20 protein-coding genes are annotated in these 25,607 nt (G+C 49.8%); 11 read left to right on the top strand and 9 right to left on the bottom strand.

Annotated elements, in window-relative coordinates; genetic code table 11:
* The first annotated feature begins 64 nt into the window (after positions 1–64).
* From Mal48_RS13250 to Mal48_RS13240, 3 genes are all read left to right on the top strand, one after another.
* Positions 65–2,167 (top strand): fused MFS/spermidine synthase, encoded by a 2,103-nt coding sequence (locus Mal48_RS13250; protein WP_145200148.1) that lies wholly within the window; start codon positions 65–67, stop codon positions 2,165–2,167.
* A gap of 144 nt (positions 2,168–2,311) precedes the next feature.
* Entirely contained in the window at positions 2,312–3,202 is an 891-nt protein-coding gene (locus tag Mal48_RS13245) for a sugar phosphate isomerase/epimerase family protein (protein ID WP_145200145.1), read from the top strand.
* A gap of 110 nt (positions 3,203–3,312) precedes the next feature.
* The gene (locus tag Mal48_RS13240) at positions 3,313–4,170 is read left to right on the top strand and encodes a polysaccharide deacetylase family protein (RefSeq protein ID WP_197441688.1); all 858 of its coding nucleotides are present in this window, start codon (positions 3,313–3,315) and stop codon (positions 4,168–4,170) included.
* Positions 4,171–4,290: 120 nt separating this feature from the next.
* Here Mal48_RS13240 and Mal48_RS13235 read toward each other — a convergent pair whose 3' ends face one another.
* Positions 4,291–5,844 carry a hypothetical protein gene (locus tag Mal48_RS13235; protein WP_145200142.1) on the bottom strand — a complete coding sequence of 518 codons (1,554 nt, stop codon included), beginning with the start codon at positions 5,842–5,844 and terminating at the stop codon, positions 4,291–4,293.
* Between the two features lie 137 nt (positions 5,845–5,981).
* The gene (locus Mal48_RS13230) at positions 5,982–6,365 is read right to left on the bottom strand and encodes a hypothetical protein (RefSeq protein WP_145200139.1); all 384 of its coding nucleotides are present in this window, start codon (positions 6,363–6,365) and stop codon (positions 5,982–5,984) included.
* Between the two features lie 668 nt (positions 6,366–7,033).
* On the opposite strand from Mal48_RS13230, the gene Mal48_RS13225 reads away from it, so the two are divergent.
* The 4 genes from Mal48_RS13225 to Mal48_RS13210 all read left to right on the top strand — a co-directional run bounded on the left by Mal48_RS13225 (position 7,034) and on the right by Mal48_RS13210 (position 13,193).
* On the top strand, positions 7,034–10,075 hold the full coding sequence (locus tag Mal48_RS13225) for a PSD1 and planctomycete cytochrome C domain-containing protein (RefSeq protein ID WP_145200136.1): 3,042 nt from the start codon (positions 7,034–7,036) through the stop codon (positions 10,073–10,075).
* 112 nt (positions 10,076–10,187) lie between these two features.
* On the top strand, positions 10,188–11,642 hold the full coding sequence (locus tag Mal48_RS13220; protein WP_145200133.1) for a DUF1501 domain-containing protein: 1,455 nt from the start codon (positions 10,188–10,190) through the stop codon (positions 11,640–11,642).
* 146 nt (positions 11,643–11,788) lie between these two features.
* Positions 11,789–12,814: an IS110 family RNA-guided transposase gene (locus Mal48_RS13215; protein WP_145200130.1), complete on the top strand. Its 1,026-nt coding sequence runs from the start codon at positions 11,789–11,791 to the stop codon at positions 12,812–12,814.
* 175 nt (positions 12,815–12,989) lie between these two features.
* On the top strand, positions 12,990–13,193 hold the full coding sequence (locus Mal48_RS13210; protein WP_145200126.1) for a hypothetical protein: 204 nt from the start codon (positions 12,990–12,992) through the stop codon (positions 13,191–13,193).
* Between the two features lie 53 nt (positions 13,194–13,246).
* Here the strand turns inward: Mal48_RS13210 and Mal48_RS13205 are convergent, their stop codons facing one another.
* Positions 13,247–14,536, bottom strand: a complete 1,290-nt coding sequence (locus tag Mal48_RS13205) for a PQQ-like beta-propeller repeat protein (protein WP_145200123.1) — start codon at positions 14,534–14,536, stop codon at positions 13,247–13,249.
* A gap of 489 nt (positions 14,537–15,025) precedes the next feature.
* Between Mal48_RS13205 and Mal48_RS13200 the strand changes: the two genes are divergently transcribed.
* The 4 genes from Mal48_RS13200 (at position 15,026) to Mal48_RS13185 (ending at position 19,270) form a co-directional block, all read left to right on the top strand.
* Positions 15,026–16,024, top strand: coding sequence for an NADPH:quinone reductase (locus Mal48_RS13200; protein WP_145200120.1), 999 nt, complete (start codon positions 15,026–15,028; stop codon positions 16,022–16,024).
* A gap of 155 nt (positions 16,025–16,179) precedes the next feature.
* Entirely contained in the window at positions 16,180–16,956 is a 777-nt protein-coding gene (gene panB, locus Mal48_RS13195; protein ID WP_145200117.1) for a 3-methyl-2-oxobutanoate hydroxymethyltransferase, read from the top strand.
* A gap of 244 nt (positions 16,957–17,200) precedes the next feature.
* Positions 17,201–17,941, top strand: coding sequence for a ribonuclease PH (rph, locus tag Mal48_RS13190; RefSeq protein ID WP_145200114.1), 741 nt, complete (start codon positions 17,201–17,203; stop codon positions 17,939–17,941).
* A 288-nt stretch (positions 17,942–18,229) separates the two neighbouring features.
* Complete coding sequence (locus Mal48_RS13185) at positions 18,230–19,270, top strand: hypothetical protein (RefSeq protein WP_145200111.1); 1,041 nt, start codon at positions 18,230–18,232, stop codon at positions 19,268–19,270.
* Between the two features lie 128 nt (positions 19,271–19,398).
* Here Mal48_RS13185 and Mal48_RS13180 read toward each other — a convergent pair whose 3' ends face one another.
* The 6 genes from Mal48_RS13180 to Mal48_RS13155 form a co-directional block, all read right to left on the bottom strand.
* Positions 19,399–20,703 (bottom strand): formylmethanofuran dehydrogenase subunit B, encoded by a 1,305-nt coding sequence (locus Mal48_RS13180; RefSeq protein WP_145200108.1) that lies wholly within the window; start codon positions 20,701–20,703, stop codon positions 19,399–19,401.
* Between the two features lie 393 nt (positions 20,704–21,096).
* Positions 21,097–21,420 (bottom strand): HDOD domain-containing protein, encoded by a 324-nt coding sequence (locus tag Mal48_RS13175; protein ID WP_197441687.1) that lies wholly within the window; start codon positions 21,418–21,420, stop codon positions 21,097–21,099.
* Between the two features lie 160 nt (positions 21,421–21,580).
* Complete coding sequence (locus Mal48_RS13170; RefSeq protein ID WP_145200102.1) at positions 21,581–22,510, bottom strand: flagellin N-terminal helical domain-containing protein; 930 nt, start codon at positions 22,508–22,510, stop codon at positions 21,581–21,583.
* A gap of 54 nt (positions 22,511–22,564) precedes the next feature.
* On the bottom strand, positions 22,565–24,538 hold the full coding sequence (gene flgK / locus Mal48_RS13165) for a flagellar hook-associated protein FlgK (RefSeq protein ID WP_145200099.1): 1,974 nt from the start codon (positions 24,536–24,538) through the stop codon (positions 22,565–22,567).
* 1 nt (position 24,539) lies between these two features.
* A complete protein-coding gene (locus Mal48_RS13160; protein ID WP_145200096.1) occupies positions 24,540–25,037 on the bottom strand; it encodes a hypothetical protein in 498 nt (165 codons plus the stop codon).
* Between the two features lie 114 nt (positions 25,038–25,151).
* On the bottom strand, positions 25,152–25,424 hold the full coding sequence (locus tag Mal48_RS13155; RefSeq protein WP_145200093.1) for a rod-binding protein: 273 nt from the start codon (positions 25,422–25,424) through the stop codon (positions 25,152–25,154).
* Between the last annotated feature and the right edge of the window lie 183 nt (positions 25,425–25,607).

The following is a 25,607-nucleotide window of genomic DNA, read 5'->3' as shown; positions in this document are numbered from 1 at the left end:
GCTAGCGTTCTTCTGATGAAGGATGCCAGTCTCTCGGAATTTCTCTAGCCTCGACCGCCCACTCATGAAAAATCGACTTGTCTCAGTTCTGTTTGCAGTTTCTGTGTTTGTGAGTGCGTTTCTGCTTTTTCAGATCCAACCACTGATCAGCAAGGCGATTTTGCCATGGTTTGGGGGAACTCCAAATGTCTGGACTACCTGCCTGCTCTTTTTTCAGACAGTCCTTTTCGGTGGATATGTCTATGCTCATTTACTGACAAGCAAATTGACCCCACGCTGGCAGGCGATTGTGCATTCCGTGCTACTCATCGCTGCTGTGGCGACCATCAGCATTCTGCCTGAAGCAACCTGGAAGCCGACAGGGGGCGAGGCACCAGTCTTTCGAATTCTGGCGCTGCTGCTGGTCACCGTTGGGCTGCCTTACTTCGTACTTTCTACAACTGGACCACTCCTGCAATCGTGGTTCGGCAGAGCCTTTCCCGGTCGTTCACCATATCGATTGTATGCGTTATCGAATATCGGATCGCTGCTGGCACTGGTCAGTTATCCGTTTCTCTTCGAGCCAGTAATTGGGATGTCTCAGCAGTCGTCAATCTGGTCGATCGGATTTTTTGGTCTGGCGTTGCTGTGCGGTCTCTGTGGGTGGGTCTCCGTCTTCTTTCAAGCTGGATCTAAAAATGCCGAACCGGCTAAACCTTCGCAAAACATTTCTGCGGAGGTGAATGTTGGGGCAAATGTTGATGAAATTATTGAGAAGACTGCTGGAAGCTGGTGGCAATGGTATGGTCTGTCGATGATGGCTTCGGTGATGCTGTTAGCATGTACGAATCAGGTTTGCCAGGATGTTGCAGTCGTCCCATTTTTGTGGGTGATTCCACTTTCGTTATACCTGTTGTCCTTCATTCTTTGCTTCGATGGTGAACAATGGTATTCACGTTTGTGGTTCGGTCTGGGAGGTGCATTCTCCCTGGCTCTGGTGACATTTCTCATGACTCAGCCACCTTCCATTGGACTGGTGGTTGAAGTTCTCATCTATTTTTCCGCGCTCTTTGCTGCATGCATGATTTGTCACGGTGAATTGGCACGGCTGAAACCGGAACCGGCTCGATTGACTTCGTTCTATCTGATCATGGCCGCCGGTGGGGCCAGTGGCGGGGTGTTTGTCGGCGTCATTGCTCCAGCTTTCTTTCCGCTCCTTTTGGAGATGCACTTTGCACTCGTCGTTTGTTCTGCGCTGGCAATCGGAGTCTATTTAAATGAAAACGGAAGACGATCTGAGGCGAGTCAGATTCCTGCGTGGGTGCACTACGGAGCCTATGCCGTAGTCATCGTGACGGCCATCAGTTTGCAATCGCAAGCGAGTGGAACGATTCGAAGCTCCACAAAAATTGAACGAAATTTTTACGGTGTCTTACGAATTGAAAATCACTCTCCTCATGATCCAGAGAAGCATACTCTCAAATTGAGGCACGGTCGAATTTTGCATGGTGTGCAATATCAGTCGCCAGAAAAATTGATGATTCCAACAACTTATTACGGACCAGATTCTGGCATCGGTCGCACGTTTTCAGCTCTTAACGAGACTCGGCCTTCAATCAAGGTGGGGGTTGTTGGATTAGGAGTCGGAACTCTCTCCGGATACGGTCGCAAATCTGACCATTTCCGTTACTACGAGATCAATGAGGCTGTCGTTCGGATCGCCAGAGACAATTTTCGTTTTCTTTCAGGCTCTCCTTCGAAGACTGAAACAATCGTTGGCGATGCCAGACTTGTTCTCGAGCGGGAAGATCCACAAGGTTACGACTTGCTGGTTCTGGACGCCTTCTCCGGTGATTCTGTGCCAACTCACTTGCTCACAAAAGAGGCTGTCGAAATTTACATGAGCCACTTGAACGAACGGGGAGTTCTTGCATTTCATGTTTCGAATTTGCACCTCGATTTAGCTCCCGTGACCGCAGCGCTGGCAGATCAGGCAGGAATGGAATTTCGACTCACTAAATTTCTTGGTGACGACGCCACATCGCAGACTTCAAGTCTTTGGATGATTGCCAGTCATGACAAGCAGATTCTCGACGACAATGGGCTTCTGGAGTTGACTGATACCTCGCCGAAAAAACGTGTCCTCTGGACCGACGATTTCAGTAATCTGTACTCGGTCCTGCGGTAGCTGGCTCGCCCATTGGAATGCGTTCGACTGTGATGAATTCAGCAGCACGGATGCAAACATCTGTTCATTGATGTTTGCCCTCAAATTGTGCATCCTGTCTCCTGAAAGATCTCGTGTTGTTCAGCAATTTTGATGGAGAGGGTGATGTCGAAACAGTCACGTCGACAGTTTCTAGGGACAGCGGCCGCCGTGACCGGCGTTGCCATCTCTGGTGCTCAGTGGACTCTGGCAGCCGAACCTGCAAAACGCGAACGCAAAAACAACGGGAAGATTTTCAAAGCCAATAAAGGTGGCAGAATTGGCAAAGACTTCGACGAAATGGTCACCAGACTTGAGCAATATAAAACTCTTGGTTTTGATGGAATCGAAGGAGCCAGCCCTGGAATTCCGGATCTCGATACATTGAACAAGGCTATCAAGCAGGTCGGTCTCCCTGTGCATGGTGTTGTCGATATGGTCCATTGGAAAGAGCGACTCTCTTCTCCAGACCCTGCGGTTCGGGAAGTCGGTCGTACTGCTTTGGTGCAAGCTGTCAAAGATTCAAAAAAGATTGGTGGAACATCGGTTCTCTTGGTTCCGGGGCGTGTGTCTGGTCCGGAAGAGACCCATGATGATGTTTGGAACCGCTCGATCGTCGAGATCCGTAAAGTGATCCCGGTTGCCAAGAGGCATCAAATTAAAATTTTGATCGAGAACGTTTGGAACGGGTTCTGCGAAACTCCCGATGAGTTCCGGGACTATCTCGATGCGATTGATAGTGAGTGGGTCGGAGCTTATTTCGACATTGGCAATGTCCGCAAATTCGGAAAACCGGAAGAGTGGATACGGACGCTTGGAAATCGTATCGTTAAACTCGATGTGAAAGATTGGGGCAAAGAGAACGGATTCTGTCGGCTCGGTGAAGGAGATGTTGATTGGCCGGAAGTTCGCAAAGCACTGGCCGAAATTGAGTTTACTGGCTGGGCGACCCGTGAAGGGGGCGACAAATCGCTGGAGGATACTGCTCAGTTGATGGACCAACTTCTCGACCTGTAATGGAATCTGAGTGAGTGCATCTGACATACGAATTGCAACAATAGGTTCTCGCAATCCTTAAAGTTTCGAGATTTTTTACGCTAAACTTCTATTAAGGCATTCAAGAGTTTGTGAAGTTTCAACTCGAAGAATGCTATCGAGGAATTATGATTGCCGAGGGTTTGGGATTCGGGATTTGTTTGGGAGGAGTAGGGTACTTCAGTGCTCAGTACGCTTGGTGGCGTCCTGTCGTCGACTGGTCAGCCCCGCGAGTGCTCATGTATCACATGGTCCGTTCGCATCGTCCCGGTACACGATTTAATAAGTTACGTGTTCCGCCAGAACAGCTGGAGAAACAACTCGCCTGGCTGAAAGCTCGCAACTTTCATTTTGTGTTTGCGAGCCAACTCGTTTCTGATGAACCGCTCCCTGAACGGTCCGTCTGCCTGACGTTCGACGATGGATTTGAAGACAATTGGACCAACGCAGATCCGCTTCTTGAAAAATACGGAGCCTGTGCCACGCTTTATCTAGTCACGCAGCGAGACGGCGGATGGTCAAGTAAGAAGAAAGCACATCACAAAGATGACGAGCTTCAAGCAGAGCCGAAGCTGACAGATGAACAAATTCACAACATGGTGAAAACCGGCCGCTGGGAATTAGGTGGGCACACCATCACTCATGCAAATTTAGCGAAGATCGAAGATCAGGCAGCAACGCATGAAATCGCAGGAGCAAAAAAAGAGCTAGACACTGAATTCCAGGTCAATTCGCAAACATTTGCATACCCCTTTGGGATTTATGAACCCAGACATTCGCAGATGGTTGCTGCAGCGGGGTATCGGGGAGCTGTCACAACTGAGTCCGGAATTGAAAAACGTCCATATGGAGATCCTTTTCAAATTCCGCGAATTAAAGTTTCCGGGACCGAAGGATTGCTTGGGTTTTCAATGCGAATACGGGGAGGGAAGCGGGGCTTGTTCAAGTGAGTGCTCTTGCTCTGAATCTTTGTGTTAAGCCCCAAATTTTGGTGCGCACCCGTGCTGTAGAACTGTGCTGTAGGACTGTGGTCGGTTTGTGAGGCAGCTCGGGGCTTGTGTGGGCGACAATCAGTAAAAGATCACTTGCAGCTTCATCATGTTCGGTTCAAGTTGTGCCATGATTTGCATGATCTGCTGCTGGTCCTGTTGGCGAAGTTGTGTCACAAGTTGCTTCACCTCGCTCCAGTGCTCGATGAGGTGTTCCGCATCATGCTGCAGCTCACTTTCGGATTTTGTTTGGATCAACCCGTCATGAAGCTGGTGGGCTGAGTCATGCAATTCATTCAGCTCATTGAGGAATTTGATGCGGAAGGTCCCAGGGTAAGATCTTGAATTGCCGATAAGTCGTTTTCCGGTGTCGAGCAAGCGGTCACTCAAGTCGTCAGCTGATGCGACAACTGGAAGAAGTTCACGTCGATCGAGTTGTGGGCGCAGATTCAACATGTTCTGCAGAATGTTCATTGATCGTTGAATCATCTGAATTTGTTGTTGAGCAGCAGGGAGATTTATTCTTCTGGCTTCAACAAGGAAATCTTTCCACTCGACTTCCAAGACCTGAAAATCCCAAGACAAATCATTGAGGTTTTGCGACCGCTCCGCAGTTTCGGCAAACAGGTGAGCTGACGCATGAAACTGTGTTGACCGTTGAATTAAATTTTGGCTTTGATTGAGTTTAATAAGTTGCGCGAGCGAAACGTTTTCAAGAAACAGATCGAACTCACGCTCAATGGTTTGCGTGAGCTGCACAATCTGAGCCTTATCAATTGGAGCCGTCAGCCAGAGGATTTCAGAGATGTCGCGAAGCGATTGTTCGATCTCAAGCATGTCGCGTTGAATTCTCTCGGAGTTGAGTTCACGCAATCTGGCCGCAAAGGGTTTCCACGCTTGTTGAAAACTTTGAGTGCTTGCAACGATCGATTGATAATCCGCTCGATCTACAAGTGAGACAAGCTGACTGGCCTGCAATCTGAGTTGGAACCCTTGCGTGAGAATTTGATCTCGGTTCGGGTTTCGATGGAGTTGATATCGGAGCTCCTGATTCAAATGGCCGATTGAAGTTGAGACGGACGAACTCAATCTCAGGAGTGAGTTCCGGTCAAACTGCGGATCGATTCCAAGAAGTTGAGACAAGGACGTGTCGAGGTCGGTGATCGAATCGATTGTGCGTTGGCTCGCTCGGCCTAGCTCTGGTATTTGCTTGAGGCGATGAGCGAGTGTCCGCCACTTCCGGTCAAATTCGCGAACCGAGTTCTTTAAAGCTCTTTCATCACGAACGGAGCGTGCATCATCACGAAGAATTCTTGCATCCGCATGGATCGTGAGTGCATCAGCCAATAAGGGACGCAATTGCGGCATACTTCGCTCTTCAACTCGCAACTGATTCACCAATTGTCCCGATTGTTTTGCGAGATCATCCAGGAAGGCCTGAGCCTGCTGCAAGTCAGCGTTCGGCGGACGGTTCGGAGGATCGCGATCAGGGGCCGGTCGTCCCCGGTTCAGCTGAGAATCAATGAGAGATTTCAGGAGTCCTTCGACGAAGTCTTTTCTCTGGTCTCGGCTTGACTGTGCATCCGCAGTGGCACAAACCAATGTGAGCAGACAAAACGCTAGAACAGTCTTCATCACCAACTCCGTTTTCGTATCAAGTGTTCTCTGTTGACCAGCTGCTTGCTGCTTCAGTTCTTGTTTCTCAGTCAATCTACGTTTGACTTCAGTTTCGAGAGCTTTCGTCCTCTTGTTACCCCTGAAAAAGTGCTGCTCTATTCTGGCTTGTGTGATTTATGGCACGCAGCGCAATTGGTGCTTTTTTTCAGTAACATCGCTGCGTCCTCTTTTCCATCGACAGAAGCCTGAACTGCATCAACCAGTGCTTTTGTTTTTTCCGTCCAGCTTTCTGAGTCCCCCTTGGGAGGCTTCATTCCTTGCATCGCTTTGACCAGTTTCAATAGCTCTTGTTTCTCTTGAGCTGTCGCTTTATTTGTCCCGACCTTACGGACGAGATCACCTTTAAAGGCGACTTTCATAATCTTCTTGATTGTCAAATCGTCATCAGCCGCCAGTGCCGAACCTGTGACTGTCAGTTGAACCGTCAGCATCGAAAATAGCACGGCCAGGGCGATAAAGAACTTGACTTGGTGAGTCATTTGCAGGTCTCTTTGAGTTCTGAATGTGTGTTTTTTGCTTCTCGTGATTACCGAGTCGGACTCGCTGAGGCTGATTGAATGGTCATGGTCAGCTTGACCGTCAACTCGATTCCAGTGTTTGTGATATCATGCCAGAAGATTCGAGTGCTGCAAGACTTTCTTTCACGACTTTCGATGAAATGGATCATTCACGACATGGGGCGAACTCTGGGATAACGTCACCATTTCAACAGCTTCAACAGCTTCAACAGCTTCAACAGCAGCATCGATGGAGAGCTACAATAGATTGAATCGTCGCTCGTGCCGCAAGGTGAGTTTCGATTTGAGGAACCGCTTCGCATTCTTCCGAAGATTTGATTGGAGCATCTATTGAATTGGTTTGCAGGATCTCCCTCGTGGCGAACAGCATTTTTACTAGAGAAATGCGTTCTTCACGGGCATACGGAATCGCAAGATGCTTTAGCGAAAATGAATGAATTCGATACGTTCCAGAATTCGAATCGAGGCTCAGCATATTGGTTGGAATTCGAGTTCTCTTCGTCTTATTCAGTTTGTCTGGTACAATTTCATTCCTTCCGTAGGCATCCCATGAGACTCACTCCATTGGCTTTGACGATCGCACATTGACTGCGAGACTCGATCAAAACTCCCTTGTTCCGGATTTGCAAATGCGTTGGCTTTCCTGTTTTTTATTCCTCGTGATGGCTGCCAACAACCATCTCTCAGTTGTGGCTGACGATGTTGTTGATTTCAATCGCGACATTCGGCCGATTCTTTCCGAAAACTGTTTTCATTGTCACGGTCCCGATGCTGAACAGCGTCAGGCCGATTTACGATTGGATGAGCATGACGGCGCATTGTCATCGATTATTGTCGGGGATCGCGATAAGAGTGAATTGTTCGCCCGTGTGAATACGCGAGACGACGACCTGAGGATGCCGCCAGTTGATTCCAATCGGAATTTGACTTCAGAACAAATTGAACTTTTGGGGAAATGGATCGACCAAGGGGCGAATTGGGGACAGCATTGGTCATGGACGCCGATTGTCTCGCCAGAAGTTCCGAAGATCGAAGACCTCGCTGAGTTTCCGGTTCGAAATGCGATCGATGCTTTTATTCGTCGTAAGCTCGATGAGGAGAAGTTGACTCCATCTCCTGAAGCGAAAAAGTCGACGCTGATCAGGCGTGTCACTTTGGACCTCACAGGACTTCCGCCAACTCCGCAGGAAGTCGAAAAGTTTCTCAACGATACATCTCCTGCTGCATACGAAAAACTGGTGGATCGACTGTTGGCTTCGCCGGCGTATGGAGAACGGATGGCCTGGAATTGGTTGGACGCTGCGCGCTACGCCGATTCAAACGGGTATCAGGGGGATCGTGAAAGGACAATGTGGCCCTGGCGTGACTGGGTGGTGAACGCTTCCAACGATAACCTGCCTTACGACGATTTCACGACTTGGCAAATCGCTGGCGATTTGCTTCCCGATGCAACCTTCGAGCAAAAACTGGCTACGGGATTTTGCCGCAATCATATGATCAATGGTGAAGGAGGCCGGATCGCTGCGGAAAATCGTGTTGATTATGTGATGGACATGTCGGAGACGACAGCCACGCTTTGGCTGGGACTGACCTTCAATTGCTGCCGCTGTCACGATCACAAATTTGATGCACTCTCTCAGAAAGATTACTACAGCCTGTTCGCCTTCTTCAATCAGACACCGGTGACCGGCGCTGGTGGGAATCCACAAACAAAGCCAATTCTTCTTGCTCCAACAGATGAACAATCAAAACAGATGCAGTCGCTTGAGTCGCAACTCAAGGTTGCTCGCGGTGATCTGGCGACATACTCAAAGGAACTCGATGCAAAAGAGTCCACCTGGGAAGCTGCGAAACTGGAGTCGCTCAAAGAGTCTGAAACCTGGACTCCTCTTCTTGCCAAGTCCGTTCGTGCTGAACATCAGCAGTTAGAACAGCTTGAAGATGGATCGATTTTTGCAAGCGGTCCGAACCCGAAGAACGACACTTACGAAGTGGTTGCCCCGCTCACTCCACAATCGCTCACCGGCTTGCGTCTCGATGTACTTCGACATGAATCACATTTTCAGGGAGGATTGGCCCGGTCCAATAGCGGGAACTTTGTCCTGACCGAACTTGAAGTCTTTCTTGTGAATGGTGACGAAGAATCGCCCGTGAAAATTCGTTCTGCAGAGGCCTCTTTCGAGCAGGGGAGCCTCAAGGTGGCAGGTGTGTTCGATGGCAATCGGAAATCAGGTTGGGCAGTCTACGATGGAAAGCCGGTTGATCGTGACCATGCCGCTCTCTTTCGATTTGAAAATCCAGTCGAAGCGGTTCAGGGGGCGGAACTACGGATTGTGTTGCGGCATGACTCACAACATGCGAGCCACAATATCGGTCGTTTTTTACTTTCGACATCGACTGTGCCTCACCCAAAGCTGGATGAAGCAGGCAATCAAAGCTTGCGACTTGCATTGCTAACGCCAACCGAGAAGAGGACTGACGAACAAAAGAAACTTCTCCGGCAGGCTCATCAGAATGACGATTCCCGGCATATCAAGCTTTCTAAGAATGTGAGTGATCTTGAAAAACGATTCAATTCTGTGCGAGCAGCCGTTGCGAAGGTGATGGTCATGGAAGATCAACAGGAATTTCGGGAATCATTTCTCCTCACTCGCGGGCTGTATAATGCTCCGGGGGATGTCGTCACAGCTGATAGCCCAACGAGTTTACCACCCATGCCAACAGAGACGAAGAAAGATCGGCTGGCACTGGCAGAATGGCTTGTCGCTGATGAGAACCCGCTGATGGCACGTGTGGTCGTCAATCGGTTTTGGCAGCAGGTCTTTGGAGTTGGAATCGTTAAAACTGTGAACGATTTTGGAGTTCAGGGAGAGTTACCGACTCATGAAGAGTTGCTCAACTGGTTAGCTGCGGACTTTCGAAATTCTGGGTGGAATGTAAAACGTTTGATTAAGCAAATGGTCATGAGCCACACTTACCGGCAATCTTCGAAAGTGACACCCAGCTTGTTCGAACGTGATCCTGAGAACCGTCTCCTCGCACGTGCTCCACGCTATCGGCTTCCTTCATGGATGATTCGAGATCAGGCTCTTGCCGTGAGTGGACTGCTCACGAATCGTCGAGGCGGACCATCCGTCAATGTTTATCAACCTCCCGGAATTTGGGAGGAGGCAACGTTTGGCAAGAAGAAATATGTGCAAGACCATGGCGAAGCATTGTATCGTCGTAGCCTGTATGTGTTCTGGCGGCGAATTATTGGACCGACGATCTTCTTCGACAACTCCTCACGACAAACATGCACGGTGAGTGCCTTCCGGACGAACACGCCATTGCATTCGCTTTTGACTTTCAATGACGTGACGTATGTTGAAGCTGGCCGTGCTCTGGCAGAAAAGGCTCTGCACCTCGATGCGACGTCTGACCGGGATCGATTGGAATACGTTTTCCAACGGTCGCTCGCCCGAAGTGCGGAGGACGAAGAAGCGACAATTTTATTGGCGGGGCTCAATCGTTCTCGAAGTGAGTACAAATCGCATCCTGAGTACGCATCCGAAATGCTAGCGATCGGAGAGTCTGAGAGGGATCAATCATTGGACGACGTGGAACACGCGAGTTGGACCTCGCTGTGTCTGGCGATCTTAAATCTCGATGAGACTTTATCCAAAGAATAACTTTGCGGGAGAACAGGATGAGTCGCGTTGTCTTAAGGCGTTCGTATGAGCGACCCTGACATTCTGAAGCATCCTGAAGATTTCAAAAACTTGATGAGTCATTAAAACGATCATGGACCCACTTTATCAAAATCGATTGCACGTCACTCGCCGAGAGTTTTTCGGAAAGTCAGCGACCGGAATTGGAACGGTTGCGCTGGCCTCGTTGTTGAACCGAGACGGCTTCGGAGATGCTGCTCCGCTTGGGGGACTTCCGAGCTTACCTCACCTTGCTCCCAAGGCGAAGAGGGTCATCTATCTCTTTCAAAACGGTGGCCCAACTCATGTTGATCTTTTTGATTACAAGCCAAAGCTCAAAGACTTGCACGGTCAACCACTTCCCAACGGCTACGCTGAGGGAAAACGCTTCAGTACGATGACTGGTGAAGCGGATGGGAAATTGATGTTGGCTCCTGTTGAGCCTTTTAAACAGCGAGGCGAAAGTGGAGCCTGGGTGAGTGACTTTTTACCTCACACAGCGCAAATCGCAGATAAGCTCTGTTTTGTGAAAAGCATGCAGACAGATGCGGTGAACCATGCACCTGCAATTCAGTTTCTTCTCAGTGGAGGCGAACTTCCTGGACGCCCAACCTTGGGGGCCTGGCTCACATACGGTCTCGGTTCCGAGTCGGACAGCTTGCCCTCTTTTGTGGTGATGACATCGATCAGTAAAGGGACTTCCTGCGGTCAGATTTTTTATGACTTCTACTGGGGAAGCGGATTTCTTCCTTCGAAATATCAGGGAGTGAAGTTCCGTGGAACTGGTGATCCAGTGTTATACATTTCTAATCCGGACGGGGTCAGCCGGTCCATGAGACGCGGTTGGCTTGATGACATCTCCAAGGTCAATGAACTCAAACTTCAAGAGTTTGGAGATCCTGAAATTGCGACCCGTATCGCTCAATACGAGATGGCTTTCAAAATGCAAACCAGCGTTCCCGAACTGACTGACTTGTCAGGAGAGACGAAAGCAACGCTGGAGATGTACGGACCGGAGGTCCATGAGCCGGGAACATTTGCACACAACTGTTTGCTTGCTCGCCGGCTGGTCGAGCGAGGAACTCGATGTGTTCAGCTGATGCATGCGGGCTGGGATCAACACAATTCACTCACGACCGAGCTTTACAATCAATGTCGGGATACCGATCAACCGAGCGCCGCACTGGTCCAGGACTTAGACCGACTTGGACTGCTCGATGAAACTCTAGTGATCTGGGGAGGTGAGTTTGGGCGGACGCCATTCATTCAGGGTGATATCAACAACCGTCCACGCTGGGGGCGTGATCATCATCCGTATGCGTTTACTGTCTGGATGGCGGGAGGCGGAATTAAGCCCGGTCTCAGCTATGGGGCGTCCGACGATCTCGGAGTCAACGCCGTCGAGAACAAAGTTCATGTCCACGATTTACAGGCAACTTGGCTGCATCAAATGGGAATCGATCACGAGAAGTTCACATACAAATTTCAAGGACGCCAGTTCCGTTTAACCGACGTCCACGGACATGTTGTGAATGAAATTCTCTCGTGAGAACTTGCTCCAATACGAAAGACGTTTGACAAGAGTTCTCAGCAGAGCTAACCACTCTAAGGGCAGTTTGAAACTATGTAGGAAGTCTCCGTCAATCGGGTATTGTGGAACTGTTTTTTTCACCACCCCGATCTCAGGAGACGACTATGTTTTACGTTGGATTAGACGTTCACACAACACAAATTACGGTTTGCGTCCTCAAGAACAACGGAAAGGTTCACAAGCGATGGACGGTTCGCGAGCTCAAGCAGTTGATCGAAACGCTTTCCAAGCTGACCGAGCCGTTTCAGGTCTGTTTCGAGGCGAGTTGCAATTACGGCTGGCTGTCCGAAGCACTCAAGAAAGTGGCTCTGCGGGTGGTGGTCGCGCATCCCGGACAACTCAGATTGATCTTCAGATCGCACAAGAAGAACGACCGCAACGATGCCGAAAAGCTCGCCAAGCTGTTGTATGTCGATCAACTTCCCGAGGTCCATGTCCCACCCGCCGACGTCCGGGCGTGGCGGGAATTGGTCACCTTCCGCAAGCGAACCATCGAAAAGCGAACCCGAGCCAAGAATGGAATTCGAGCCTTGTTAAGATCATTGGGAATCAAAGCTCCCACGCGACCTGGTCTCTGGACCAAAGCAGGGATGCAGTGGCTCAAAGAACTGACATTCGAACAATCGCTGCTGGCAATAAAACGAGACATACTTGTCCAGGAAATCGATTTTTTGACAACGCAGGTGCAAAGGCTCGAAACCGAATTGAAAAAATTCTCCCGGGACAACCCCGCTGTCTTTCAGCTGCAATCGATTCCGGGAGTTGGTCTGCGAACCGCCGAGACAATGGTCGCATTCATCGACGATCCGCATCGCTTCAAAAGCAGCAAACAGGTGGGAGCCTACTTCGGTCTGGTTCCGACCCAGGATCAATCGTCGGACAAGAACCGCCTGGGACACATCACTCGACAAGGCTCTGCGGCAGCTCGTGCGATGTTGACCGAAGCCGCCTGGCAAGCGATCCGCCGATCGGCAACGGTCCGAGCCTACTTCGAGAGAATTCAACGCGACGATCCGGCACGCAAGAAAATTGCCTTGGTGGCGACGTCACATTACTTGTCACGAGTCATGTGGGCGATGCTCAAACATGGCACACTTTGGAAAGAGGCCGTTCCTGCGGTCAGTGCCTGAGCCCGACTCGAGCTCAGCAAAAGAGACCGTCCCATTCACCACACCATCACCTGGGTCTCAATTTGAGTTGCAGACCCAGGCCAGGGCGAGGCGAAAGGGACTCACGCAAGATCATTTTATAGTAAAATCACAGCAGTAGAGTGTTCAGAGTTTCACGTCGAGATGGAGAGTGGGATTGCAGTTGGATCCCGTGGTAGAGCATGGTCTTCGAGACCGTCAGTTTGAATGGGACCGACCGAATCATGTCTATTGGCGCCTCACTTCGGTGAGTGATGCCGGATGGATGCCTGGAAAATCCCGCAATCGTCTCACTCCCGACTTGACAGAAACTTCCTCATGGATGCTCTACCGTGTACCCGTGAAGAACGCATTTCTCTAGTAAAAATGCAGTTCGCCACGAGGCCGGTCCTTCAAACCAATTCGAAAGATGCTCTAGTTTTCGAACGGGTTCTCTTTGGCCTCTTCGTCGGCAGGAGCGACTGCTTTGACTGCACCATCTTTCATCGGAGGTTCTTCGCCCTCTTCAGGTACGAGTAATGGCAGGATCGGGCGACGTTCCGGGTACAGATGGAAGGAAGGGTACTCTGATCCAATTTCACGAATCGCCAAAACCATTCCAGATTCATTCGCGAGGTAAATGCGATCTGTCCGTTCGTTGTTGATTCGTTTGTTGAAATGTCTCAACTGAAGTTGTCCAATTTTCTCACCTGTTCCTCGGTTGAGGATGAGCAGGTTTCCGTTGAGATCTGATGCGTAAACTCGAGTTTCGCTCGCTGCGACAAACTCAATGGCTCTTGGTTGTTCCCATAAGAGCAGACCGGTTTTGAGATGGATACAACTCATTCCTTCACGTGTTGGCGCCACAAAGACTTGCTGGCCGATCACCCGTGCCGGGCTTCGCATTGGGGCTCCACTGGAAAATGTCCATCGCGTCCGTCCGTTGTCCTTATTGATGCAGAATAATCTGGAGTCCTCACTGATAATGAGGATTTCTTCTCGACTGCTTCCCAATGGTGTTTCAATTCTTACGTCAGTCTCAAACTGGAACTTGAGCTTCTTGTTTTCTGAAAAGAGGCCATAAACAATTCCCTGTTCACTCGCAAAAACAATCGTCTCACCAGTAAAGATCGGAGGAGAAACCGTTGCGAGAGGGGTTTTGAATCTCCACATTTGTGCTAAGTGGGTCCAGCGTGGAAGCATTCGCTCATCATGAAGCTCGCGAACTTTTCTTAGGTCAAAAGCGAATACACTTCCGTCAATTGCCCCGATTGCAACTTGTGATTCATTGATAGATGGAGAGGCGGAAGGGTGTTCAGGAGAACGAAGTTGCCAGAGCAGGTCTCCGGTGTCTTTGTTGAAGGAATAGATTTGCATCCCTCCGGTCACCAGCAATTGCTCATCGTTGGTCGTTGCGGGAAAACCTCTCTGATCCGGAGAACCGACAAGGGTGGACCACAGTTGGCGACCTGTTTCACCGTTGAACGTCGTCAGAATCCCGGAAGAGGATTGCATGTAAATATTTTGCTCGTCAGCAGTCACGAACAAAACGGTGTCCCGTTTTCCGTCAATGATCGACCGCCCCCACCATGAGAGTGTGAGGCCGTAGCGGTTCAACAGAGTTTCATCTGGAATTCCGCCCGATGTTGAAATTTGGGCTTCTGCAACAGTAGCAGTTGATAAGCAACAACCGACAAGTAGCAAGAGTCGAATCAACTTCGTCATAATCGACGCCTTGGAATGAAGTGATTTAGAACTGATCCGAAAACTGAACAAGGCTTCTCAAACATTGAGCTTCTCAAACACTGAGAAAAAACTCTGTCACACAGGTTACCGGATAAGTCTGAATTGGGTATTGGACTTCGATTTTATAAGAAATCCCCGATATCGTAACAGGTGGCTTGTTCCAAAAGCACCTGTGAAATGGGTCTCTTTCAATCAATTCGGAGAATCATTGAGGGGACGTCCACCCGAACAGTCTAGTCGTTGGGAGTGATACAAACTTGCGTCGATCTCTCAGTGTGAATCGATTTTACGTTCTGGGTGAAAGCTGTAAAATAGTTGCAACCGCAAGAATTGATTTGATCATTACTGCCGAATCGTTGCTGGAAACGCTCGTAGCGGTTTCGATTCGTTCGGAATCGCTTAGAATCGTCTGACATCCGCAGCCAAGCGAACAGCCTCTCGCAACAAACTTCAAATGGAGTGAAACTTATGCTTGCAGCATTCATCGAAAAGCAGGGCGATCCTCAAGTTCTTCAAATTGGAGAACAGCCAACGCCGGTCCCAGCGGATGGTGAAGTTCTCGTGCGGATTGCTGCCTCGGCTGTGAATCCCATCGACACTTATATCCGAAGTGGGGCAATCCCACTCCCCATTGAGTTCCCATACATCCCCGGATGTGATCTTGCCGGGACAGTTGAAGCGGTCGGTCCGGGAACGACTCGTTTTCAAGTTGGAGATCGAGTCTGGGGGAGCAATCAAAGCCTTTTTGGACGACAAGGGACATTGGCAGAGTATGCGGCTGTCCATGAAGACTGGTTGTATGCGACACCCGCAAAGATGACTGATGAACAAGCTGCCGCCGGAGCATTGACCGGAATCACAGCTCACTTGGGATTGTTTCTTCACGGACAACTCCAGCAGGATGAAATTGTTTTCATCAACGGAGGAACCGGTGGAGTCGGATCGATGGTCGTACAGTTCGCGAAAGCGTACGGCGCACGAGTCATTACAACTGCGGGATCTCCTGAAAAGCGAGAGCTGGCAAAATCGTTAGGAGCCGATCTTGTTCTCGATTATCGATCGGATTCTTTGGACGACGATATTCAAGCGTTCTGTGAAAGCAATGGCGGGATCGATCTGTGGTGGGAAACGCAGCGACAGCCCACCCTTCCCCGAACCATCGGCATGATGAAGAAACGAGGACGAATTATTCTGATGGCGGGCCGGGATGCCGAACCACAGTTCCCCTTGGGACAATTTTACGTCAATGATTTACGGTTGCTCGGATTCGCAATGTTTAATGCCTCTCCTGAAGAGCAACGTTCCTGCGCTACCGACATGAACCAATGGTTCGAAAATGGTCAGTGGAAACCGTTGATTGGCCAGACACTGTCATTACAAGAAGCCCAGCAGGCTCACGAAATTCAAGAGGCGAACACTTTGGGCGGTGCGGGGTCTCTAGTTGGTAAAGTGATTGTCACAATCTAGCATCGCAGCACAAATCGCGTTGCGGTGTGAGTCGCTTTTCAGTCTGTATGACGGGGCCCAATGTGATTGCCGTGTCACAGGGCAATTCGCGACGCAGTCAATAATCTTGCTTGTTAAAGATAGAAGCTTCCTTTTTAGAGTAGAAAGTTCGTTGAATGAATGTTCCTGAGTTTGTCGATGCGAAAGCCGCCGGACGACCGCTCACTATGCTCACCGCGTATGACTGTTTGTGGGCTTCCATTATGGATGAAGCTGGAGTCGATTCAATTTTAGTAGGCGACTCTCTGAGTATGGTCGTCCAAGGACATGATACGACTCTCCCGGTCACGTTGGATCAGATGATTTATCATGGAGAGATCGTCGCACGTTCGGTTAAAAAAGCTTTGGTGATTGTCGACCTCCCATTTATGTCGTACCAGGTCAGTTCCAGGCAAGCGGTGAAAAATGCGGGACGAATCTTCAAAGAGACCGGCGCCGGGGCCGTCAAGCTGGAAGGAGGAGTTAAGCAAGCCAGGACGATTGAAAAATTGGCGGAATGCGACTTGCCTGTGATGGCCCATGTTGGAATGCGACCCCAGTCAGTTCGCAAGCTGGGGAAAATGTCCGCGATTCAGCGTGACGAAGAACAACTTCTTGCCGACGCAAAAGCTGCGGAGTCGGCAGGTGCCTTTTCCATTGTGTTAGAACTGATTCCGGCAGACATTGCAAAAACAATTTCAGAAGAAATTTCCATCCCCACGATTGGCATCGGAGCGGGATCACACTGCGATGGTCAGGTGTTAGTCGGCCCCGACATGTTCGGTCTCTCAGGGTTTCAGCCGAAGTTTTTGAAGAAGTACGCTGATGTTCGCAAGATCGCTCTCGAGGCAACAATAGAATACATCGCGGATGTCCAATCAAGAAAATTTCCGGATGAGTCACATAGCCACTGATCGAGCAGAGTGACTACGCGGAGTGGAAATTCTTTGTAAAGCGTACGGAGCCATTTCTCCGTTTGATCGCTGATGCAGGAAACGACCTGAGCATAAACTTTCAGATGTTCTGAATCGGATGTGCGGCGTTTAATATTCTCCGTGACTCTCTCGTTTGTTTTGGATTGAGGAATGCCCGGTCTTTCGAGGCTCTCCTTCAAAGCGTAGACTCCCCTCCCTTTGTTATTTTGAATAAGGAAAATCAATGTCTCGTCACGATGGGCGCTCCGCCGATCAGCTTCGTACTTTACGTGTGGAACGTCCCTATTTTGGCTCAGCTCCGGGGCGAGTTCTGGTTCAGGCAGGGAATACGACCATTCTCTGTTCAGCGAGTGTGAGTGAAGATCTCCCACCATGGAAAAAAGCCCAAGAGAACCCGACAGGTTGGGTCTCTGCAGAATACAATATGCTTCCCGGAAGCACCGCTCCCCGAAAATCTCGGCGAGCTGATGGACGCGGGACAGAAATTCAACGACTCATCGGGCGAAGTCTGCGGGCTGTCGTCGACTTCCAAGCTCTTGGACCTCGTATGGTGACGGTTGACTGCGATGTTCTTCAAGCTGATGGCGGGACACGAACCCTTGCGATCACCGGAGGTTTTATCGCTTTAGTTGATGCACTTCATGAAGTTGAAGATCCGGCCTTCGAGCCTAAAAATGTCTTCAGGGAAAGTGTCGCAGCTGTCAGCGTCGGAATCGTGAATGGTGTCCCAGTGCTCGACCTCGATTATCCTGAAGATCACGACGCCGGAGTCGATATGAATGCCGTCATGACCGGGACCGGGAACTTGATCGAAGTGCAGGGAACGGCCGAACGTGAGATATTCTCTCGGAAGCAGCTCAACGAACTCCTTGATCTGGCGGAGTCCGGAATTGCGCAACTCACACAGATGCAAAGAGATACGCTCGGTGACAGATGGCCTATGGACACATCTTCAAAAAGCTGATAGAAACCGGGCCAAGTGTCAAGAAGAACTAAAGCAGTTTTGAAAGATGTACGCGGACTCTCTTGTGGAGATCAGCGATTCGTCTCATGAACGCGCTCTTCACGGACACACAAAACACGAAAGTGTTCTATCAAGACTCTTGGAATCATTTTGATTCCCAGAGTTCGAGATCTATTGAGGTTTCGTTAGAGCGAGTTCAACTAAGAATTGCCAGTTGAGTCACAGGATGTGTCCGCTGGTAGTATGAGCGTCCATGGCGTTCATTTATCCAAAGCCACGGAGGGTATCATGAATGTACAACGACTCTTAATTTGTACTGTCGCGTCCGCATTTCTCATCGGTTCGGTCAGTGAGTCGCAGGCAGCTCGCATCGAAGCAGATCCTTCGAAAAAATATGAGCTGACAAAGAATCGTGGTCCCTGGATGGTCAGTGTGGCAACTTTTCATACGACTGATCCCAAAGGGGTGACGAAGTCAGGAAAGTCACCGGAAGAAGCAGCGCATGAGCTCATTCTAGAGCTGCGAAAAAAAGGAATGCCGGCTTACGTCTATATCCACGACCCGGAACAAGAACGTGTCACAGTGACAGATCGCGTCGGTCGCGAAGAAGTCAGAAAAAACCTCCGCAGGGTGCGAACAGTTCTTGTCCTGGCAGGGAACTACAACGACATCAACGACAAACTCGCTCAAGACTCATTGAAGTGGGTCAAAAAACTGAATCCAAAGTGTTTGCAGCAAGGCGTGAAATTCTCGCCGACCAAGGCCCGTCCGACACCATTAAGCGGTGCTTTTCTCACCATCAATCCGATGCTCTCTCCGGATGAGATTTCTCGCAGCACCAGTGACCCACTGCTCGTGAAACTGAATAGCGGAGAAAATTACTCGCTATCAGAAAACCAAGGTGAATACACTCTCGTCGTTGCCAGATTTTATGGAAAGCAAAAGGTCGTTGGTAAAGATACTTCAGGGATTACTGATTTCTTAAAGGACAACGATCTGGATAATGCCGGGCGTGCTTCGCGAGAGCTTGTCGCAGTCTTGCGCGGGAACTTTGACAAACAGAATATCTATAACAATCTTGACGCATACATCTGGCACGACAGGCACGAATCGATCGTCACTGTTGGAGCATTTTCCTCCCCGAATGATCCTGCTATTGCGAAGTTCAAGAAGATTTTCGGGCCACGTCTGGAAACTTTCCCGGACGGAACCACAAAGTACCAGCCAGCCTATTTTGGACTTGAAGGGTTTGGCAAAAGGCAAGACGAAGACCGTCTGTGGCTGTTTGAACCGAACTTGCAACTTATACGTGTCCCGCGACTCAAGTAATCGCTCCTTGAGCTTGATCATTTTATAATAAATTGCGATTGCTGCTCTGTCGCCGCTCTGCGAGTTTTGCATCGGCGGACACGTTGAAGAGGGACGGATGAGTCTATCTTCAAAGTCGTTTCGATGAGCTATTCACTCATGACGATCTGCTTGATGAGGTTGAGGACTTCGCGGAGAACCGTTGCATCATCAGGAAGGTTTGTCTGAAGAATCGGGCGGAGAGGAATGGGCGTATCGTCCATTCTGTAGGTGGTTCCTGAAAGGTGAACACCGCATGTGGCGACAGGGAATAAAACTGTGGGCTGAAATGGAAGTTCGCAATCTTCGTGTGAGAGCAGCACTGTAGGGATTGTCTGCAGCCAGTTGATCGCCTCTTGAGGAAGTTGGTCGAGGCCATCGGTTCCGACCAGAATTGCAAGATCTGGTTCCTGCCGAGAGAGCATTTCAGCTGCTGAATACTCACCGGGGTTATAGCGTGGATAACCCCGATGAAAATTTACGCTGAATGGGTAACCCGTTTGCCAGCTCAGCACATTCGCTGCCCCTCCAACATCACCAAATCCTCGCATGCCACGCACGACGCAACGCGTATGCTGATGCAAGTCTGTGGCTAAGCTGAGAATTGCTTCGACCTGAGAGTGTGGCAAAGTCCCTTGAGCCAACCCTGACCCATAGAATAAAGCTGCATACTGCGATGCCTTCATTCGATCGGCGAGTTGTTCGAGGGTTTGTAGCGGCACTCCCCCAATTTCCGATTGAGTCAGTTCGATACCATTCAAGAGTCCCCGTAAGGCCCACAAGACTTCGAAGTCTTGACCCGGATTGATTTGAATAAAGAGATCTGCCTGTTTCGCTGTTTCAGTCAGCACGGTATCGATCACAATAAGATCACGTTTTATTTGCCGACCATCCCCGAGAGCTGTGCCGCAAAATCTTTCCAGGTGACGAGGATGACTCTCGGCAGGATTTGATCCCCAGAAGATGATGAGGTCTGAGCGATACCTGATCTCTCCCAGACTGGCGGTGCTTTCTCCGATCCGCTGAAGAGCCATGACTGACGCGGTGTGAGATGTCGAAGCGGTCGTGTCGATGACTGCACCGATGCGATCCGCTAATTCGCATGCAACCTGTTGCCCCAGCACGCTGCTTGAACAGAGGCCATACACCAACGGGGTTCGTGAATTGCGAATGAGCTCTGCAGCTGTCTGGTAAGACTCAGAAAGCGAGGCAGGATCTCCGTTGATTTCTGGATGTTGCTGCTGTCGCTGGTTCTGGCGAAGCAACCAGGGTTCCGCGAGCGCACAGGCGTTTTCGGTCGTCTGAATTTGATTCTCTTGAACACCAATTCGCAAGTCATCACATACGCAGCCGCACAAAGTGCAGGCGACATCTTGAAGGATCTCAAGTTGGTCTGTTGTAGGAGATTCCGGCATATCATTGCCTTGCTTGCGGCGGTAAGAACTGCGAATGCAAACCGCTGCATCTTTTCAATGTTTCGGGACAACTTTCCAAACGGGTTGATATTCGCTCGGTTTGAAAGGTCGACCTGCTGAAAGCAATTCACTTTCTAAAGTCTGTTCATACCGAAGAGTCTGACTGACTGCAATTCGAAGGGGATTGTAGCAATGGGGATTCTCCAAACTTGAGCTTCGTCGATTTTGGTGAAAATCAAATGCGTCATTAAGCCTGTTCGAGTGTTTTCAACTTTTGTCATGCCTCGTGCTGGATCTTCATGATGCTAATTTCGTGCTTTCTTTTTCTGTGAACCTCGCTGCACGACGGCATTGTTTGTGTAGATTGTTTGCGTAGATTGTTGGTCATCGCAATTATGCAGATCGATGAAATTCTTGATCCTGTAATGTCTTTTGGGCGACCAGCAAAGCGTGCAGTCGATTCAAGCCCAAGAGGGCGACTGCATGCTTGAGCGACTTCACTTCTCGGGTGAAAACGCTTGCTTTGACGACCGACTCTGCTTCAGTTCGGACAAGCGTTGACAAGGTCTCAGACTTTTCTAGGCTCCGAATGACATCGTCCATCTCTACTGCTGTGTCTTCGAGTAAGTCAAGAATTGCAGGAAGACCAGCGTCGTTCTTTAAGTGATGATGCCCGTGATGTGTGTGGGCTTGGTGGTGTGTGTGCTTGATGCTCATAACGAGGTGATCCATTTTTGCGCGGCAAAGGGTGTTTCGTGAAAACAGCAATATGGGAAAAATGATCGTGAGATGCCTGGTGCGTTGGGGGAGTCATCTGATGAAAAGTACTCAGCACGGACAGGCAAAGAGTGAAAGTTTGCTCTATGTCCAACGGTTGTTACAGATAATCCAGAACGGACAGATCAAAGATTCTGGTAACGGTTGCTAACGAGTACTGGAGAAGATTCTGTTCTTCCTGGAGTTGAATCACGGCGGTGGCGAAGTCAGGGCTCTGCGTATCCGAAAGCAGGATCTGAGCTTCATGTTTGAGGTCTTCCGCCCGAGTTTGCAGCCGGTCAAACTGTTGAAGCGAAACCGATTGCTCGCCAACGACATTTAGAACGTGGTCGCTGCTCTGTTGTAATTCATCGATTCGCCGATCAATGCGAGCTCCCCATTCATCTTGTGAAAAGTGAGCCCTGTTTCGTAAATCATCCTTGAGCGTCCGGATCGTTTCGAAAATGTCGATCCGAGCGTCTCCTGTTTCGTTCAGGTGTTGAAAAACTTCATCGCCTGAGAGGAAAACCGTAACATCATCGACGTTCGCGAGAACAACTTCTCCACTCGACTGACTTCCGTGGTATTGCGTTGGGCCTTCAACAATTCCTGAGAACGGTCGGGTGTCGTTTGTTGCTCCAGAGAAGAGGTAGCGTCCGTCAAGCTTCGCGTTTGCGATACTCTCAAGTGTTTGCAGGTAGCCGTCGAGTTCACTCGCGATGATGTTCAGATCCGTTTGTTCTGTCGACTGCCTTGCTTCTAATGCCAAGGACTTCGCTTGAACAAGCAGTTGGTTCGCGTCGAGGAGTTCAACGTTTCCTTGATGCAAATACGTTCGTGAATATTGAATCGAGGCAACTTGAGTTTCCAGTCTCGCAATTGCAGCTTGCTGATTCAGAATCGTTCGTTGACCTTCGGGATCTTCAGATGGTCGATGTATTCGTTCTCCGCTGCTGATTTGATTTTGCAACAAGTTTGATCTGGAGAGATGACCCTGAGTATGCAACTGGCTCAGTTGAAGTTGTCGGTGAGGAGTAATGCGGAGCGTCATGGAATTCTCGTAGGCAGGTTGCAGTGAAAAGAGGAGACCACCGTGGACCGATTCTTAATTGATAAATCGCAGAAGTTCGTCGAGTGCTTCGTCAACCACCGTGATGAAACGTGAAGCAGCCTGAAACTGTCGTTGATATTCCATCATGGTGAGCAACTCCTCATTCGGGTCGACGCCAGATACGGAATCGCGAACGTTTTCGAGGTGAATTTTTTGTTCGTTCAGGTATTCAAAATTCGCCTGTTCAGCTTGGATTCGAAACGCAGTTGATGTCGAAAGGCTCGTAATTCGCTCTTCAAGCGTTTCATTGCGGCTGACGAATTGAACAGATTCACGAAGCTGAATCATTCGCTTTAAGTTACTGGAGTCCGCAGATTCGCCAGTCCGAGAAGCTGCAAGATTCAAGGGAGATTCTTGAACATGCGGATTCAGTCCAATGCCGGTTGAAGCATCCCCAGTGAAGAGTGATTGCAAACCAAGGGTGACTAACATCCCTGTTTCATCAGGATTGGCAACAATGTCAAAGGCAAAATTTTCACCATTCGTCACAGTGCCAGATGTGAACGACAGATTCACTCCATCAGCGATGGTCAACGTTTCTCCAGGTAGATAGTTCTTTCCAATGTCGAGAGATTTGATTGCCGCACCTGTGACTGAATTTGTGATGTCAAGGCGCAGTCCGGGAGTTGTTCCTACAGTTCCTGAACCGCTGATTGTAGCTGTCCAGTTTGTGTTCTCAGATGTTGTCGGGAAACCGGAGAGTTTCGGGGAGGCTGTTCCTGTCAGGTTTGAAGCAGCTGGGACTGCATCAATTCCCCCAGCAAAGTCGATGGAGTATCCGGCGTTAGCTCGAAGGGCAACCTTTCCGGTATCGGGTTGGTAGATGGAAGTGAGTTGGGGAATGGTGTCGAGTCGACTCAGAGCATCCTCAAGGGAATCGCTGGTAACATCGATGTCGACCTGATGCGTTGTCCGCTGTCCGGTTGACGATTCCGTGAGCGTGACGAATAAGCTCCCTGATTCAACAGGAAAAGTGGTCGCGAGTCCCTCAAGAGGAATCGAAGGAGGTGAAACGTTTCGAACTCCTTGAATGAACTCAAGTTGTGAGTTCTGTCCTTGGCCGCTGGCATGGATGGCGTCGACTGTCGCGATAAATTCATTCGCCCAGTCGTGCAACGATTGTTGGATTTCGTCAATCGCCTGTTGACCAGCCAACATCGCCTGGAGTGTGCCAGATGTCGGGGCAACCGTTGCGCCACCGTTCGTTGCTTGAACGGTCGCGCGTCCGTCTGGAGTTGTCTCTGCGCGAAGTGTGGTCGCTTTCTCAGCGATAATGATCGATCCTCCCGCAGCGACGAGTGGGCTGTCATCGACCAGAAAGCTTTGAAGCGAAATGTCGACACGCTCGCTCAGTTGAGAGACAAGGCGATCACGCTGGTCGAGTAATGTGTTCGGCTGCGATCCGGAATGAGATTGGATTCGGATATCTCGATTCAGGTCAGCGATTTGAGCCGTTTCATCGTTAATCGCGTTGACTTCTTCATGAATCGCAATCACATTGTTTGATCTGAGTTGATTCAATCTCGTGTCGAGTTGGCTGATCTGGTTGACCACATCCTCAGCAGCCGCGATCACGGCATCACGAATCGTCACAGTTGATGGTTGTGCAGCGAGTTGCTCAATCTCGTTAAAGAAATTGGAGACAGTAGAGATGAGCGAACCACTACTGGGGAGCAACGCGGATTCAAGTTGGCCGAGGATTCGTAACGTGGTTTCTGATTCGGCATGTCTCGATTTCGTTGAGATCAGCGAAGCCTCAGTCGCGGTGTCTCGCAACCGCGTAAGGCTGTCGACATCAACACCCGAACCGATTTGAATTGATCCAATCGTGACCGGGTTTCTGTCGATCAACTCCACGCGTTGCCGGTGGTAGCCTTCAGTATTTGCATTCGCGATGTTGTTCGAAATCGCATAGAGGGCTTGCTGGCTGGCACGAATGGAACTGAGTCCGACATCAATGTGTAACATCTTAAGACCTCGTTTCGAGATGAGACTCCGGATGGATTGTCAAACGCTCGCCCGACTCGTCGTACTTTTCTTGAATCACTCCGACTCCGAGAGCTTCGAGTGAGACTTCGATAAGCTGGCGTTCAATCAACAGCGAGCGTATGCTGGCCTGCAAGATGCCCAATGTCCGTGTCAAATCCTTTCGGACCTGTCTGATAGATTCAGCAACTTCCAAAGCGTTCGGAGTCCCGATTCGCTTTAACAAGCTGGAAAAGTGAATTTCTTTTGTTGTGACGCCAAGACTCTTTGCGGCTTCGTTTTTCAGTTGTCGGCGTGACCGGGAGATCGACTCAACTTCCGCGGAGAGTTGACCAAGAAGCAATGGGCCATTCACTAATGGGCCATTCAGCAACGGGCTGTTAAGCAACGGTCCATTCAGCTGCTTTTCGTTCGTCGCTGATCTGCTGTCATCGGGACGAAGTCTTCCGAGTTGACGCAGGGTCTGTTGGAGCTGACTCAAAAGAGATTCTTCTCGTTCAACGTGATGTTTCACTCGTTGAAGAAAGCCCGATTGAAATGGCGTCTCTATCATCTTTCATCCTTGAATGAGTGATTCGCAACTGGCGTTCAAAAACTATTTCAGTACATTCTGAAGAGAGGCTGCCAGTCCGATTCCACCGGACTCCGCAATATGCTGCCCCAGAAACATGTCGAACATCCCGCCCAAAGTGTCTGAATGATCACCGGGAAAAAGTCCTCCTTCGCCCCCAGCTTGCCGCATCTCTTTCAGCAAAACTGAGACGAACAAGCTTTCCATTTCTTGACCAACCTTTAAAGACTGTGGTGGCTTGGTCGAGTCGAGTTGCTCAATTGAGGTCTGCGGCATGAGAACAGGTGATGTGAGCATAATTCTTTGATTGATTTGAGATTCGAGAATTCTGATATTGAAACGTTCAGAGAATTGAGGTCACCGAACGAGAAGTAGGGGAGGGGAGCGGGCTCAGCTCTTAAGTGTTTTAGAATCGGTCGATGTCGTAGGGGGCCATGTCGTTGAGATCGGTGTCGTTGAGATCGATGTCCGTGTCTGTAT

It is taken from the genome of Thalassoglobus polymorphus (genome assembly GCF_007744255.1).
Taxonomy (GTDB): Bacteria; Planctomycetota; Planctomycetia; order Planctomycetales; family Planctomycetaceae; genus Thalassoglobus; species Thalassoglobus polymorphus.
Note: the sequence above shows the minus strand (reverse complement) of the source record. Positions and strands in the feature narration are given on the sequence as shown.